General features: G+C 65.8%; 13 protein-coding genes and 1 tRNA gene. 8 read left to right on the top strand and 6 right to left on the bottom strand.

What is annotated here, in order from left to right; all coding sequences use genetic code 11:
* Positions 1-2 precede the first annotated feature (2 nt).
* Both A5790_RS05500 and A5790_RS05495 read right to left on the bottom strand, forming a co-directional pair.
* Entirely contained in the window at positions 3-467 is a 465-nt protein-coding gene (locus A5790_RS05500; protein WP_066841757.1) for an Hsp20/alpha crystallin family protein, read from the bottom strand.
* 142 nt (positions 468-609) lie between these two features.
* A complete protein-coding gene (locus tag A5790_RS05495; protein ID WP_066841756.1) occupies positions 610-1,062 on the bottom strand; it encodes a DUF1931 family protein in 453 nt (150 codons plus the stop codon).
* Between the two features lie 324 nt (positions 1,063-1,386).
* On the opposite strand from A5790_RS05495, the gene A5790_RS26140 reads away from it, so the two are divergent.
* Positions 1,387-1,743, top strand: coding sequence for an STAS domain-containing protein (locus A5790_RS26140; RefSeq protein ID WP_231987604.1), 357 nt, complete (start codon positions 1,387-1,389; stop codon positions 1,741-1,743).
* 669 nt (positions 1,744-2,412) lie between these two features.
* On the opposite strand, the gene A5790_RS05485 is transcribed toward A5790_RS26140, so the two are convergent.
* The 4 genes from A5790_RS05485 to A5790_RS05470 all read right to left on the bottom strand — a co-directional run bounded on the left by A5790_RS05485 (position 2,413) and on the right by A5790_RS05470 (position 4,091).
* Positions 2,413-2,484, bottom strand: a tRNA-Val gene (locus A5790_RS05485).
* Between the two features lie 46 nt (positions 2,485-2,530).
* Entirely contained in the window at positions 2,531-2,998 is a 468-nt protein-coding gene (locus tag A5790_RS05480) for a peroxiredoxin (RefSeq protein WP_066841755.1), read from the bottom strand.
* 28 nt (positions 2,999-3,026) lie between these two features.
* Positions 3,027-3,455: a DUF3052 domain-containing protein gene (locus A5790_RS05475; RefSeq protein WP_064347257.1), complete on the bottom strand. Its 429-nt coding sequence runs from the start codon at positions 3,453-3,455 to the stop codon at positions 3,027-3,029.
* A gap of 135 nt (positions 3,456-3,590) precedes the next feature.
* Positions 3,591-4,091: a hypothetical protein gene (locus A5790_RS05470; protein ID WP_066841822.1), complete on the bottom strand. Its 501-nt coding sequence runs from the start codon at positions 4,089-4,091 to the stop codon at positions 3,591-3,593.
* A 251-nt stretch (positions 4,092-4,342) separates the two neighbouring features.
* Here A5790_RS05470 and aceE point away from each other — a divergent pair, with 251 nt between their 5' ends.
* The 7 genes from aceE (at position 4,343) to A5790_RS05435 (ending at position 13,937) form a co-directional block, all read left to right on the top strand.
* The gene (gene aceE, locus A5790_RS05465) at positions 4,343-7,132 is read left to right on the top strand and encodes a pyruvate dehydrogenase (acetyl-transferring), homodimeric type (protein WP_066841754.1); all 2,790 of its coding nucleotides are present in this window, start codon (positions 4,343-4,345) and stop codon (positions 7,130-7,132) included.
* A 107-nt stretch (positions 7,133-7,239) separates the two neighbouring features.
* Complete coding sequence (locus A5790_RS05460; RefSeq protein ID WP_066841753.1) at positions 7,240-8,529, top strand: CdaR family transcriptional regulator; 1,290 nt, start codon at positions 7,240-7,242, stop codon at positions 8,527-8,529.
* A 124-nt stretch (positions 8,530-8,653) separates the two neighbouring features.
* Positions 8,654-9,565 carry an ACP S-malonyltransferase gene (locus tag A5790_RS05455; protein WP_082961586.1) on the top strand — a complete coding sequence of 304 codons (912 nt, stop codon included), beginning with the start codon at positions 8,654-8,656 and terminating at the stop codon, positions 9,563-9,565.
* A gap of 76 nt (positions 9,566-9,641) precedes the next feature.
* Positions 9,642-9,944 carry a meromycolate extension acyl carrier protein AcpM gene (gene acpM, locus A5790_RS05450; protein ID WP_064394089.1) on the top strand — a complete coding sequence of 101 codons (303 nt, stop codon included), beginning with the start codon at positions 9,642-9,644 and terminating at the stop codon, positions 9,942-9,944.
* Positions 9,941-11,191 carry a 3-oxoacyl-ACP synthase KasA gene (gene kasA / locus A5790_RS05445; protein ID WP_066841751.1) on the top strand — a complete coding sequence of 417 codons (1,251 nt, stop codon included), beginning with the start codon at positions 9,941-9,943 and terminating at the stop codon, positions 11,189-11,191. Before acpM ends, kasA begins: the two co-directional genes overlap by 4 nt.
* Before the next feature lie 23 nt (positions 11,192-11,214).
* Positions 11,215-12,477 (top strand): 3-oxoacyl-ACP synthase KasB, encoded by a 1,263-nt coding sequence (kasB, locus tag A5790_RS05440; RefSeq protein ID WP_066841750.1) that lies wholly within the window; start codon positions 11,215-11,217, stop codon positions 12,475-12,477.
* A gap of 35 nt (positions 12,478-12,512) precedes the next feature.
* A complete protein-coding gene (locus A5790_RS05435) occupies positions 12,513-13,937 on the top strand; it encodes an acyl-CoA carboxylase subunit beta (protein WP_066841749.1) in 1,425 nt (474 codons plus the stop codon).
* Positions 13,938-14,036: the final 99 nt, after the last annotated feature.

Raw genomic sequence — 14,036 nt, 5'->3', positions numbered from 1 at the left:
GTCTAGGGTGAGCCGTTGCCCGACTCACGCACCGTGATCTTGCTTGACTTGGCGCTTTCCGCCTTCGGTACATAGACGGTCAGCACGCCATACGCCATCGACGCCTCGATGTCGCCGTCGCGACGGTAGCCCGGCAGCGTAACGCGAAACTCGAACTCACCGACTCGTCGGGTCCGGCGGCGGAACAGACCCTCGCGCTTGCGCTCCTTCACCTCGCCGGTTACCACCAACTCGTCGCCGTTCAGCTCGACGTCGACGTCCTCGCGTCGCACACCCGGAAGCTCGACTTCGATGACATAAGCGCTGTCGGTCTCGACGACGTCGGCCGCCGGCAACCAGGCACCCTCACCAGTGAGGCCACCGAATACCGACTGCGCCAGCCGATCCATCTCCGCATAGAGATTCTCGAACTCGCGAAACGGGCGCCACTGCGCCTGACCAGCAGAACCTTTCACGGACAGAGTCATGTCAGCTCCCCTTCCAATTCATCAGCGAATGTTGTCAAAGACTGCCCCGCCGAAACGGCCGGGCGCCTCGCACTGCCGGGACGATTTCAGCCCCGCAATTTCACACGCTGGGGTCAGTCACGATCGGTGGGGACCGTCAGCATCAGAACACCAGCCGGAATAGCGTGAACACCCGGTTCCAATGCTCAGTCGACGGGTTGGACACCGTTGGGTCCACTACGCGAAACGAACGGGCCAGCGCGATGCTCAACCCGCCGAACAGCTCTGGCAGCAGCTGCTCGGTGTCCTCGGCGAAGGTAACGTCCCCAGGTGGTTGTCGCACCACATGGCGCAGCAGCTCGCGGATCTGCTCAGCTTCCTCGAGCTTGTCGAACTCGCGCATTCGTTCCTGAATGCCTTTGGTGATCGGAAGGTCCTGCGCCACGATTACGTCACGTCCGTTCCACTTGGCCGAGTTGCGCCCGGCAATGGCAATGTCATCGATCTGCTCGTCGACGAACTCCCGAAAGCGACGTAAGTCGTTCTTGTCGATGTTGATGCTTGCGACCGAGCGGAAGAACCGTTCGAACACCGGAATACCCGACGGATGGGTCACGCGTTACCTCCAGTCCGTAGATCCAGGCTGACGCCTAACGTTGGCATTTCATCGGTGATAGCGAACCGGACCCGCAGGTGCAATCTCGCCGGGCCGGTTCGGCCTAACAGGTCAATACGCGCTCGGGAACGCACTTCGGAAGAAGCAACGGAGGAGCGCTCTTGCCGCGCCCACATGCTGTTCGGGCGTGCCTACCCTCAACGGTGTTTTTCGATCCGCCGGGCCGGTGTGGCGCCGAGCCCGCCTTCCCACCGTTAACGCCGTGCACATCGAGCCTCCGTCGCTATCCCACTGCCGTCAATGGATTCCACTGATGCCACAAAAATGCGCACCGGCAGTGAAGTGAACGATCAAGCGGAAGGAAGGCAAACACGAACCTGCTCCGTCACCGTCGACGTGAAGCGATCCCCGACGAACAAGAGCGTCATACATGTGAGCGGTGAGCTGGCCCGCGGAGCAACCGCGACGATGCGCCAGGTCGTGGCCACTGAACTGAAGCGATCGCCGGCACTATTGGCGCTCGATCTGACCCGGGTGAACCGCATCGACACCGAGGGAATCGCTGCCCTGGTATCGGTCGGCGGCGACGCAAGCCGGCGAATCCGTGTCTCATTCTGCCTCGTCGGGGCACAAGCGGGTCCCGTCCGGGCGGCGCTCGCCGACGCCGAACTGGTGAATTGATATGTCCGCCAACTGAAGTCGACGCCGAGAGCGTGATTCATTCTGATGAATACGGAGCCGTTTATTTTGGATAACCGCTGATATCCATAATAGCGGGCGCGTGTGCGGCTCCTCAGCATGCAGTACGTCACCGATCGACATTACGGTTGCCAATGCGTCTCAAAAATCATTGGGGCTAGCCTTCGCCTGTTTCTCTGCACCTCGACGCTGATCGCACCGCGCGTCAGCGATGGAAGCAGCAACAAGAAAATGCGAGGGAAACGCCTGGCCCCCAAGGATCCGCCACGAAGTATTGACCCGACAACTATTCAAGAACGCCGGCGATGAGCGGCTAGCCTTGCACGGACGACCGCATGCGATTCTGGGGCCAGGCCAGTGCCCAAAGGGCCTCAAGTCGATACCGAGGTCTGTTGCGGGTTTCCGAGTGCTTCGGTGAAGTCGTTGCACACTGCTTCGAGTTCGGTGTCCAGCCGGCGTAGGGCTACAGCCGCTCAGCGCAGATCGCGATCGCGGAGCATGTCCTGTTCAGGTCCGCCTGACGTGGCAGCCGCCAAGGCGACCCAAGGCAGAACCGTTGCTTCCGGAGGCACTGACCCGTTGGCACATTCTTGGCACAGCGGGGGGTTGACCGCCACGACGGTAACGGCACTCGAACTGGGACAACATCGGTGGGCGCGGACGGTATCGAACCGCCGACCGCTGGTGTGTAAAACCAGAGCTCTACCACTGAGCTACGCGCCCTCGTCTGGGCAAGTTACACGGCAATGACCTGCGACGAGAAATCACCTCAGCCGGAGCGCAGCGCCGTCAGCGCGTCCGTCCACAGAGCCTGATCGCGGGCCTCCCCCGGCTCCTTCATCTCGGCGAACCGGACGATCCCGCCGCGGTCGACGACGAACGTTCCGCGGTTGGCGATACCCGCGTCCTGGTTGAACACCCCGTAGGCCATCGCGACCTCTCCGTGGGGCCAGAAATCCGACAACACGGGGAACGTGAAGCCGCTCTGGGTGGCCCAGATCTTGTGCGTGGGCGGTGGGCCCACCGAGATCGCCAGCGTCGCGGTGTCGTCGTTCTCGTACTCGGGCAACCGGTCGCGGATCTCGTCGAGTTCACCCTGGCAGATGCCGGTGAACGCCAGCGGGAAGAACACCAGCAGTACGTTCTTGGCGCCCCGGAAATCGCTCAGCGTGACGGGCTGACCGTTCTGGTCCTTGAGCGTGAAATCGGGTGCCTCGGTGCCGACCTCGATCGTCATCGCAGCCCTCTGGTCTTCGCGCAAGCGCTCATCCGCGCCTCCCCGCTGCCTTCGACTTCGGCTGCACCAGCCGGGTGGCGATCCAGTCACCGAGGTTGGCCGATGACGTCTGCATCAGGCCGGCGGTGGGCGCCGACTCGGCGACCTCGGCCGGTTGGACGTGGCCGGGTTTGCCCGTCTTCGGGGTCACCACCCAGATGACGCCGTCGTCGGCCAACGGAGTGATGGCGTCCATCAGCGCATCCACGAGGTCCCCGTCGTCGTCGCGCCACCAGAGCAGCACCACGTCGATGACCTCGTCGGCATCCTCGTCGAGCAGCTCGCCGCCGCACGCTTCCTCGATGTCGGCTCGGATGTCGTCGTCGACGTCCTCGTCCCAGCCCAGTTCCTGTACAACCTGATCTTTTTGGATGCCCAGTCTGTGGGCGTAGTTCGGGGCGTCATCCGCCGCGACCACGGTCGGTCCTCCTTCAGCCGGCTCGGGCGCACGTTGCGCTCGGCATCTATTAGGCGATTGTCCTGCGCCCTATCGTCGCACGAAGCACTGCACCCGCACGCGACTGGCAGCAAGGTTTGCCAAATATCCGCCCGGTCAATACGCGGCGTCGCAGAGGTTGAGCGCGGTGGTCTTGGTGTCGTTGAGCGCGGTGATCGCGGCGTTGAACTCGTCGGGCCCGTAGTTACCTGCGATCGCCGTGGCCACGTCCCTGGCGGCGTCCACCCAGCCGTTGAGCGCATCGGTCAGCTCAGGACCCAGCGGATCGGCGATGGAGCGCGCCACCATGTCGGCGCTGTGGTTCAGGGCGTCGATCGCAGGCCCGGCCTTGGCGGGCACATCCCCCGCGCTCCGGTTGAACGCATCGACGTAGGCGTTGACCGCGGTGATCGCCTCGACGCTGGTGGAGCTCAGCGTCTCGCACGAGGAGTGGATCGCCTCCTTGGTGATCGAAGCCTGACGTTCGGACTCCCTGGCGCTGGAACTGGCCGCCGACTCCGCCAGCGAGGCCGACACCGACGCGCGGTACACCGGCGCCTCGGCTGCGTCCACCTGTGCGGAGCCCTCGGTGACGCTGCTGCAGCCGACGACGACCATGGCGGCCGCAGCCGAGATGCCGACCACGAGTGCGCCGATCCGCAGCGGTTTTTGCACCAGCGCACCGATCACCACGGCTGCAGACGTTACCGGGTCGCTCCGGCGACCGCCGGTTCATCGCAGTCGGCAACCCCCACCGGTGCGTGTGGGGCAGGATGGGAGAAGGATGGAACCCGTCGCTCACGGTTCGAGCGCAGAAAACATCTGCGCGAGGAGCGGGGGCACCCGAACCGCCTACCAAGGAGCGGAAGTTGACCACCGAGTTCGCGCGCCAGGACCTGGCCCAAAACTCCACCAACGCAGCCGAACACGACCGGGTCAGGGTGATCCGCGAAGGCGTCGCGTCGTATCTGCCCGACATCGATCCCGAAGAGACCGGCGAATGGCTGGAATCGTTTGATCAGCTGCTCGAACAGTCCGGCCCCGCGCGGGCACGCTACATGATGTTGCGTCTGCTCGAACGCGCCGGCGAACAGCGCGTGGCCATCCCGTCGCTGACGTCGACCGATTACGTCAACACCATCCCCACCGAGCTGGAGCCGTGGTTTCCCGGCGACGAGGACGTCGAACGCCGCTACCGCACCTGGATCCGGTGGAACGCCGCGATCATGGTGCACCGCGCACAACGGCCGGGAGTCGGTGTCGGCGGCCATATTTCGACATACGCATCGTCGGCCGCGCTCTACGAGGTCGGCTTCAACCACTTCTTCCGCGGCAAGCAGCATCCCGGCGGCGGCGACCACGTGTTCATCCAAGGTCACGCCTCACCGGGCATTTACGCCCGCGCGTACCTGGAAGGACGCCTGTCGGCCGACCAACTCGACGGCTTCCGCCAGGAGCACAGCCACCCCGGCGGCGGGCTGCCGTCGTACCCGCATCCGCGGCTGATGCCCGACTTCTGGGAGTTCCCAACGGTCTCCATGGGGCTGGGCCCGATGAACGCCATCTACCAGGCCCGGTTCAACCACTACCTGCACGACCGGGAGATCAGGGACACCTCCGATCAGCACGTGTGGGCGTTCCTCGGCGACGGGGAGATGGACGAACCCGAGAGCCGGGGCCTGGCGCACGTCGCCGCGCTGGAAGGGCTGGACAACCTCACCTTCGTGGTCAACTGCAACCTGCAGCGCCTCGACGGGCCGGTACGCGGAAACGGCAAGATCATTCAGGAGCTCGAATCGTTCTTCCGCGGGGCCGGCTGGAACGTCATCAAGGTGGTGTGGGGCCGCGAATGGGATGCGCTGCTGCATGCCGACCGCGACGGCGCGCTGGTCAACCTGATGAACAGCACACCCGACGGTGACTACCAGACCTATAAGGCCAACGACGGCGCCTACGTGCGCGACCACTTCTTCGGCCGCGATCCCCGCACCAAGGCGCTCGTCGAGAAGATGTCGGACTCCGAGATCTGGAACCTCAAACGCGGCGGCCACGATTACCGCAAGGTCTACGCCGCCTACCGCGCCGCCATGGAGCACAAGGGCCAACCGACGATCATCCTGGCCAAGACCATCAAGGGTTACTCGTTGGGCGCGCACTTCCAGGGCCGCAACGCCACCCATCAGATGAAAAAGCTTGCGCTCGAAGACCTCAAGTACTTCCGCGATGCCCAGCGCATCCCCATCAGCGACCAGCAACTCGAGGAGAACCCGTACCTTCCGCCGTACTACCACCCCGGCCCGGAAGCACCCGAGATCCGCTACATGCTCGACCGCAGGCGCGCGCTCGGCGGGTTCCTGCCCGAGCGTCGCACCAAGACCAAGTCGCTGACACTGTTGGGTCGGGACACCTATAAGGCGCTCAAGAAGGGGTCCGGCAAGCAGGAGGTGGCCACGACGATGGCCACGGTCCGGACATTCAAGGAACTGTTGCGCGACAAAGAGATCGGTTGGCGCATCGTGCCGATCATCCCCGACGAGGCGCGCACGTTCGGGATGGACTCGTGGTTCCCCAACCTCAAGATCTACAACCGCAACGGTCAGCTGTACACCTCGGTCGACGCCGAATTGATGTTGGCCTACAAGGAATCCGAGGTCGGCCAGATCCTGCACGAGGGCATCAACGAGGCCGGGTCCTCTGCCAGTTTCATCGCGGCAGGCACGTGCTACTCGACGCACAACGAGCCGATGATCCCGATCTACATCTTCTATTCGATGTTCGGATTCCAGCGCACCGGCGACAACCTGTGGGCGGCCGCCGACCAGATGACGCGAGGCTTCCTTCTCGGCGCCACGGCGGGGCGCACCACGCTGGTGGGTGAGGGCCTTCAGCACGCCGACGGGCATTCGCTGCTGCTGGCCGCGTCCAACCCCGCGGTCGTCGCCTACGATCCGGCGTTCGCCTACGAGATCGCCTACATCGTCGAGAGCGGTCTGAGCCGGATGTACGGCGAGGACCCCGAGAACGTCTACTTCTATATGACGATCTACAACGAGCCCTACGTCCAGCCGCCGGAGCCGGAGGGCCTCGACGTCGAGGGCCTGCTGCGCGGCATCTACCGCTACCAGCCCGCACCCGAGAAGCGGTCCAATGCGGCTCAGATCCTGGTGTCGGGCGTGGCCATGCCGTCGGCTCTCAAGGCCGCCGAGCTGCTCGCCGACGAATGGGATGTCGCCGCCGACGTGTGGTCGGTGACCAGCTGGGGCGAGCTCAACCGCGACGGCGTCGAGATCGAGAAACGACGGCTGCGCCATCCGGACCAGCCGGCGGGCACCCCGTACATCACCAAGGTGCTCGCCGACGCCCAAGGCCCGGTCATCGCGGTGTCGGACTGGATGCGCGGTGTCCCCGAGCAGATCCGGGCGTGGGTTCCCGGCACCTACATCACGCTGGGGACCGATGGGTTCGGCTTCTCCGACACCCGCCCCGCCGCGCGTCGGTACTACAACACCGATGGCGAGTCGATCGCGGTCGCCGTGCTCGAAGGACTGGCCCGCGACGGCAACATCGACAAGTCCGTCGCGGTCGAGGCGGCCAAGAAGTACGAGATCGATGACGTGCTGGCCGCCCCCGAGCAGACGTCGGACCCGGGAGTGGCGTAGCCACGACATTGAGCCTGAAGTGGCGTAGCCACGATTGGACGGAAGCGTGGCGCAGCCACCTCCGCCGCTTAGAGGTTTCCTCCATAGCGGTGGCGTAGCCTTTGGAGGTGCCTGACAACCGGTTCGTGCCACCGAAGTCGACGGTGGAGGTCCTCGAGGCCGTTCCCGACTCGGTGCTGCGCCGGTTGCAGCAGTATTCGGGTCGACTGGCCACCGAAGCGGTGCGCGCGATGGAGGAACGCCTGCCGTTCTTCGCCGAACTCGAGGCCTCGCAGCGGGCCAGTGTCCAGCTGGTCGTGCAGACCGCGGTGGTCAACTTTGTCGAGTGGATGCGCGACCCGCAGAGCAACGTCAGCTACACGGCACAGGCCTTCGAGGTGGTGCCACAGGACCTGCGGCGGCGCATCGCGCTGCGGCAGTCGGTGGAGATGGTGCGCGTCACCATGGAGTTCTTCGAAGAAGTGGTGCCGCTGCTGGCCCGCTCCGAGGAGCAGCTGACCGCGCTGACCGCGGGCATCCTGCGTTACAGCCGCGACCTGGCGTTCGCCGCGGCCAGTGCCTACGCCGATCAGGCCGAGGCGCGCGGCGCATGGGACACCAGAATGGAGGCCAACGTCGTCGACGCGGTGGTACGCGGCGACGTCGGTCCCGAACTGCAGTCCCAAGCGGCCACGCTGAACTGGGACGCCACCGCACCCGCCACCGTCATCGTCGGGCTGCCTCAGCCCGACCGCATCGATCTGGCCAGCGACGACGTCCACGACGTGGTGCGGCGCAACGGCCGCGCCGCGCTGTCGGACGTGCACGGCACATGGCTGGTCGCGATCGTGTCGGGTGCGCTCTCCCCGACCGACAAGTTCCTGGCCGACATGATGACGGTGTTCGCCGAGGGTCCGGTCGTGGTCGGACCCACCGCCACCACGCTGGCGAGCGCGCACCGCAGCGCGACCGAGGCCATCGCGGGCATGAACGCCGTCGTGGGCTGGTCGGGCGCGCCGCGGCCGGTGTCGGCGCGCGAACTGCTCCCGGAACGCGCACTGCTGGGCGATGTGTCGGCGATCGCGGCGTTGGAAACCGAGGTGATGAGGCCGCTGGCCGACGCGGGTCCGGCGTTGACGGAGACCCTCGATGCCTATCTCGACTCCGGTGGGGCCATCGAGGCCTGCGCGCGCAAATTGTTCGTTCATCCAAATACCGTCCGGTACCGGCTGAGACGAATCGCCGACTTCACCGGGCGGGATCCCACGCTTCCGCGCGACGCCTATGTGCTGCGGGTGGCGATCACCGTCGGCCGATTGGGCCGCCAGCCATACCAGACGAGCACAGCAAACATGATCAATCCGGCGCGTTCAGCGCTGCGACCAGCACCGCTCAACCCTCAGCTGGACAAGCCGTAGATCGCGGCCAGATTTCGGTAGCGTCGCATCACAGGCGATTTTGTAGAGTCTCCACAAAAACATAAGACGAGGTTCATAATCTCTTACACCGCGCAAACCCGTCTTCACAGTGTTCTCTTAAGGAGTGCTTGCACTTCTCGCGCCCGGACAGGGCTCCCAGACGCCCGGCATGCTCGCCGCATGGCTGGAGCTGCCCGGTGCCGCCGAGCGGCTCGCCGGATGGTCCGAGATCAGCGGGCTGGACTTGGCCCGCTTGGGCACCACCGCCTCCGCAGAGGAGATCACCGACACCGCGGTGACCCAGCCGCTCGTCGTCGCGGCGACGCTGCTGGCCCATGAGGAACTAACCCGTCGCGGTTTAATCGCCGGCAAGAAGACCGTGGTGGCCGGCCACTCCGTCGGCGAGATCGCCGCTTACGCAATCGCCGGCGTCATCTCCGCCGACGACGCAGTCAAGCTAGCGGCCACCCGGGGTGCCGAGATGGCCAAGGCGTGCGCGGTCGAGCCCACGGGCATGGCGGCCGTGCTCGGCGGCGAGGAAGCCGATGTGCTGGCCCGCCTCGAAGCGCTCGACCTGGTCCCGGCCAACCGCAACGCAGCCGGACAGATCGTCGCCGCCGGTGCGATCGCCGCGCTGGACAAGCTGGTCGAGGATCCGCCGGAGAAGGCGCGGGTGCGCAAGCTGGCGACCGCCGGTGCGTTCCACACCCACTACATGGCCTCGGCCCTCGACGGTTATGCCGCCGCGGCGGACGGTGTAACGAGCACAGAGCCGAACACGACGCTACTGTCGAACGCGGATGGCCAGCCGGTGGATTCGGCTGCCGACGCCATGAGCAAGCTGGTGGCGCAGATGACGCGCCCGGTCCGTTGGGATCTGTGCACCGAGACGATGCGCCGGCTCGATGTGACCGCGATCGTCGAGTTCCCGCCGGCCGGGGCTCTCGCGGGTATCGCGAAAAGAGAACTTCGGGGGGTGCCGACGCATGCCGTCAAGTCCCCCGCTGACCTGGACGGGCTCGCCGAACTCTCATAGGCAGGCCTGCGCCAGACACAACCACATAACGATCGTCATTCCCAACAAGTAACACCACTAAATAGAAGGAGCCACCGTGCCCGCCAGTCAGGACGAAATCATCACCGGTCTCGCCGAGATCATCGAAGAGGTCACCGGCATCGAGCCTTCCGAGGTCACCCCTGAGAAGAGCTTTGTCGACGACCTGGACATCGACTCGCTGTCGATGGTCGAGATCGCCGTGCAGACCGAGGACAAGTACGGCGTGAAGATCCCCGACGAGGATCTCGCCGGTCTTCGCACCGTCGGTGACGTCGTCACCTACATCCAGAAGCTCGAGGAAGAGAACCCCGAAGCGGCCGCGGCCATCCGCGCGCAGATCGAAGCCGATCGGGCATGAGTAGACCTTCCACTGCTAACGGCGGTTTCCCCAACGTCGTCGTGACCGCCGTCACGGCGACCACGTCGGTCGCGGCGGACATCGAGAGCACGTGGAAGGGGCTGCTGGCCGGAGAAAGCGGCATCCGCGTCCTCGAGGATGAGTTCGTCACCAAATGGGACCTGCCGGTCCGCATCGGTGGTCACCTCGTTGACGCGATCGACGACCACATGACGCGACTGGACATGCGACGGATGTCGTATGTCCAGCGCATGGCCAAGTTCCTCTCTGGCCAGCTCTGGGAGACCGCGGGTACGCCCGAGGTCGATCCGGATCGCTTCGCCGTGGTCGTCGGCACCGGCCTGGGTGGCGGCGAGAAGATCGTCGAGACCTACGACGCGATGAACGAGGGCGGCCCCCGCAAGGTGTCGCCGCTCGCGGTGCAGATGATCATGCCGAACGGTGCGGCCGCGGTGATCGGTCTGCAGTTGGGCGCGAGGGCCGGGGTCATCACCCCGGTCTCGGCTTGCTCATCAGGTTCGGAGGCCATCGCCCACGGCTGGCGTCAGATTGTCATGGGTGACGCCGACATCGCCGTCGTCGGCGGCGTCGAGGGCGGAATCGAAGCGCTGCCGATCGCGGCGTTCTCGATGATGCGCGCGATGTCGACCAACAACGAGGATCCCGAGGGCGCCTCGCGCCCGTTCGACAAGAACCGCGACGGGTTCGTCTTCGGCGAGGCCGGTGCGCTCATGGTCATCGAGACCGAGGAGCACGCCAAGGCTCGTGGTGCCAAGCCGCTGGCCCGCCTGATGGGTGCGGGCATCACGTCCGATGCCTTCCACATGGTGGCGCCCGCGTCCGACGGGCTTCGCGCCGGTCAGGCGATGAAGCGTGCGATGGAGACCGCGGGCCTGGATCCCCAGGACATCCAGCACGTCAACGCCCACGCCACGGCCACGTCCATCGGTGACGTCGCCGAGGCCAACGCGATCCGGTCGGCTGGGGTGGAGCACGCCGCGGTCTACGCGCCGAAGTCGGCGCTCGGCCACTCCATCGGAGCGGTCGGCGCGCTGGAGTCAGCTCTGACCGTGCTCTCGCTGCGTGACGGCGTCATCCCGCCGACACTCAACTACGAGACGCCCGATCCTGAGATCGATCTCGATGTGGTTGCGGGCGAGCCTCGTTATGGCGACTACCAGTACGCCATCAACAACTCGTTCGGCTTCGGTGGACACAATGTCGCCCTGGCCTTCGGACGCTACTGAGCGGAAGGAATCTTCGGGCAGGAATGGCAGGGTCAGCCGCACTTTCCACGGGGGACGGTTTCCCCAACGTCGTCGTCACGGGTATCGCCATGACGACGGCCCTGGCCACCAGCGCGGACGACACCTGGAAGAAGCTGCTGGACGGCCAGAGCGGAATCCGCAGGCTCGAGGACCCATTCGTCGAGGAGTATGACCTGCCGGTTCGCATCGGCGGGCATCTCCTCGAGGACTTCGACCACGAGTTGACCCGGGTGGAACTGCGCCGGCTGTCGTATCTGCAGAAGATGTCGACGGTTCTGAGCCGGCGGGTCTGGGAAGACGCGGGCACCCCCGAGGTCGACCCCAAACGGCTGATGGTGTCGGTCGGCACCGGCATGGGCTCCACCGAGGAGTTGGTGTTCAGCTACGACAACATGCGCGCCAAGGGCCTCAAGGCGGTTTCCCCGCTGGCGGTGCAGATGTACATGCCCAATGCAGCTGCCGCCGCGGTGGGGTTGGAGCGAAAGGCCCGCGCCGGGGTGGTCACTCCGGTGTCGGCCTGCGCATCGGGTTCTGAAGGCATCGCGCACGCCTGGCGCAACATCGTGCTCGGCGATGCGGACATCGCGATCTGCGGCGGGGTGGAGACCAAGATCGAGGCGGTGCCGATCGCCGGCTTCGCTCAGATGCGAATCGTCTTGTCCACCACCAACGATGACCCTGCCGGCGCATGCCGCCCGTTCGACAAGGACCGTAACGGGTTCGTGTTCGGCGAAGGGGGTGCGCTGATGGTCATCGAGACCGAAGAGCACGCCAAGGCCCGCGGCGCCAACATCCTGGCTCGGATCATGGGAGCCAGCATCACCTCGGACGGCTACCACATCGTGGCGCCGGACCCGAACGGCGAACAGGCCGGTCACGCGATGACGCGCGCCATCCAGCTCGCCGGGCTGCAGCCCACTGACATCGACCACGTCAACGCGCATGCCACCGGCACCAGCGTCGGCGATGTGGCCGAGGGCAAGGCGATCAACAACGCGATGGGCGGCCACAAGCCTGCGGTGTACGCACCCAAGGCGGCGCTCGGCCACTCGGTTGGCGCGGTCGGTGCCGTGGAGTCCATCCTGACCGTTATGGCGTTGCGCGAAGGCATCATTCCGCCGACGCTGAACCTGCGAAATCTCGACCCGGAGATCGATCTGGACGTGGTAGCCGGTGAACCGCGGTCAGGCAATTACCAGTACGCGATCAACAACTCGTTCGGATTCGGTGGGCACAACGTCGCGCTCGCTTTCGGGAAGTACTGACACTCCCCGGGATCCAGCGCAACAGGAGGTATTGAATGACGACCATGGCGCCCGAGACAGTCGGCGAATCGCTCGACCCTCGTGACCCGCTGCTGCGTCTGAGCACCTTCTTCGACGACGGCAGTGTCGAACTGCTCCACGAGCGCGACCGTTCGGGCGTTCTCGCCGCGGCCGGAACCGTCAACGGGCTGCGCACCATCGCGTTCTGCACCGACGGCACCGTCATGGGCGGGGCCATGGGCGTCGAGGGCTGTGCCCATATCGTCGACGCCTACGACCAGGCCATCGAGGAGCAGAGCCCGATCGTGGGCATCTGGCACTCCGGCGGCGCCCGCCTCGCCGAGGGCGTCAAGGCGCTGCACGCGGTCGGCCTGGTGTTCGAGGCGATGATCCGGGCGTCCGGCTACGTCCCGCAGATCTCGGTCGTCGTCGGCTTCGCTGCCGGCGGTGCGGCCTACGGACCCGCCCTCACCGACGTGATCGTGATGGCGCCGGAGAGCCGGGTGTTCGTCACCGGACCCGACGTGGTGCGCAGCGTCACCGGCGAGGACGTCGACATGGCGAGCCTCGGCGGCCCGGACACCCACCATAAGAAGTCCGGCGTGTGCCACATCGTCGCCGACGACGAGCTCGACGCCTACGAGCGCGGCCGCCGGCTGGTCGGATTGTTCTGCCAGCAGGGCCATTTCGACCGGGCCAAGGCCGAAGCGGGCGACACCGACCTGCACGCGCTGCTGCCGGAGTCGGCGCGACGCGCCTACGACGTGCACCCGCTCGTCGAGGCATTGTTGGACGAGGGCGTGCCGTTCGAGGAGTTCCAGGCCAAGTGGGCCCCGTCGATCGTCATCGGTCTCGGTCGGTTGTCCGGCCGCTCCGTCGGCGTCATCGCCAACAACCCGCTGCGTCTCGGCGGCTGCCTGAATTCCGAAAGTGCCGAGAAGGCAGCGCGATTCGTGCGCCTGTGCGACGCGTTCGGGATTCCGATCATCAACGTTGTCGACGTTCCCGGTTACCTGCCCGGCGTGGATCAGGAGTGGGGCGGCGTCGTGCGGCGCGGAGCCAAGCTGCTGCACGCGTTCGGCGAGTGCTCGGTCCCGCGGGTCACGCTGGTGACGCGCAAGATCTACGGCGGCGCCTACATCGCGATGAACTCGCGCTCGCTGGGTGCGACGAAGGTCTACGCATGGCCGGATGCCGAGGTCGCCGTCATGGGCGCCAAGGCCGCGGTCGGCATCCTGCACAAGAAGAAGCTGGCCGCCGTGGAAGATCTCGCCGAGCGTGAGGCCCTGCACGAGCAGTTGGCCGTCGAGCACGAGAAGATCGCGGGCGGAGTCGATTCCGCGATCGACATCGGCGTCGTGGACGAGAAGATCGACCCGGCGCACACCCGCAGCAAGTTGACCCAGGCGCTGGCCGAGGCGCCGGCACGCCGCGGCCGGCACAAGAACATCCCGCTGTAACCTCCAGCGGCGCCGCAACCTTCAGCGTCGAAACCGACGTTTGGGCGGGAATGCGCGCGCGGAATCGACCATTTCGTCGGCCCCGGCGAAAGAGGCGCG

Source organism: Mycobacterium sp. 852002-51152_SCH6134967, assembly GCF_001667105.1.
Taxonomy (GTDB): Bacteria; Actinomycetota; Actinomycetes; order Mycobacteriales; family Mycobacteriaceae; genus Mycobacterium; species Mycobacterium neumannii_A.
Note: the sequence above shows the minus strand (reverse complement) of the source record. Positions and strands in the feature narration are given on the sequence as shown.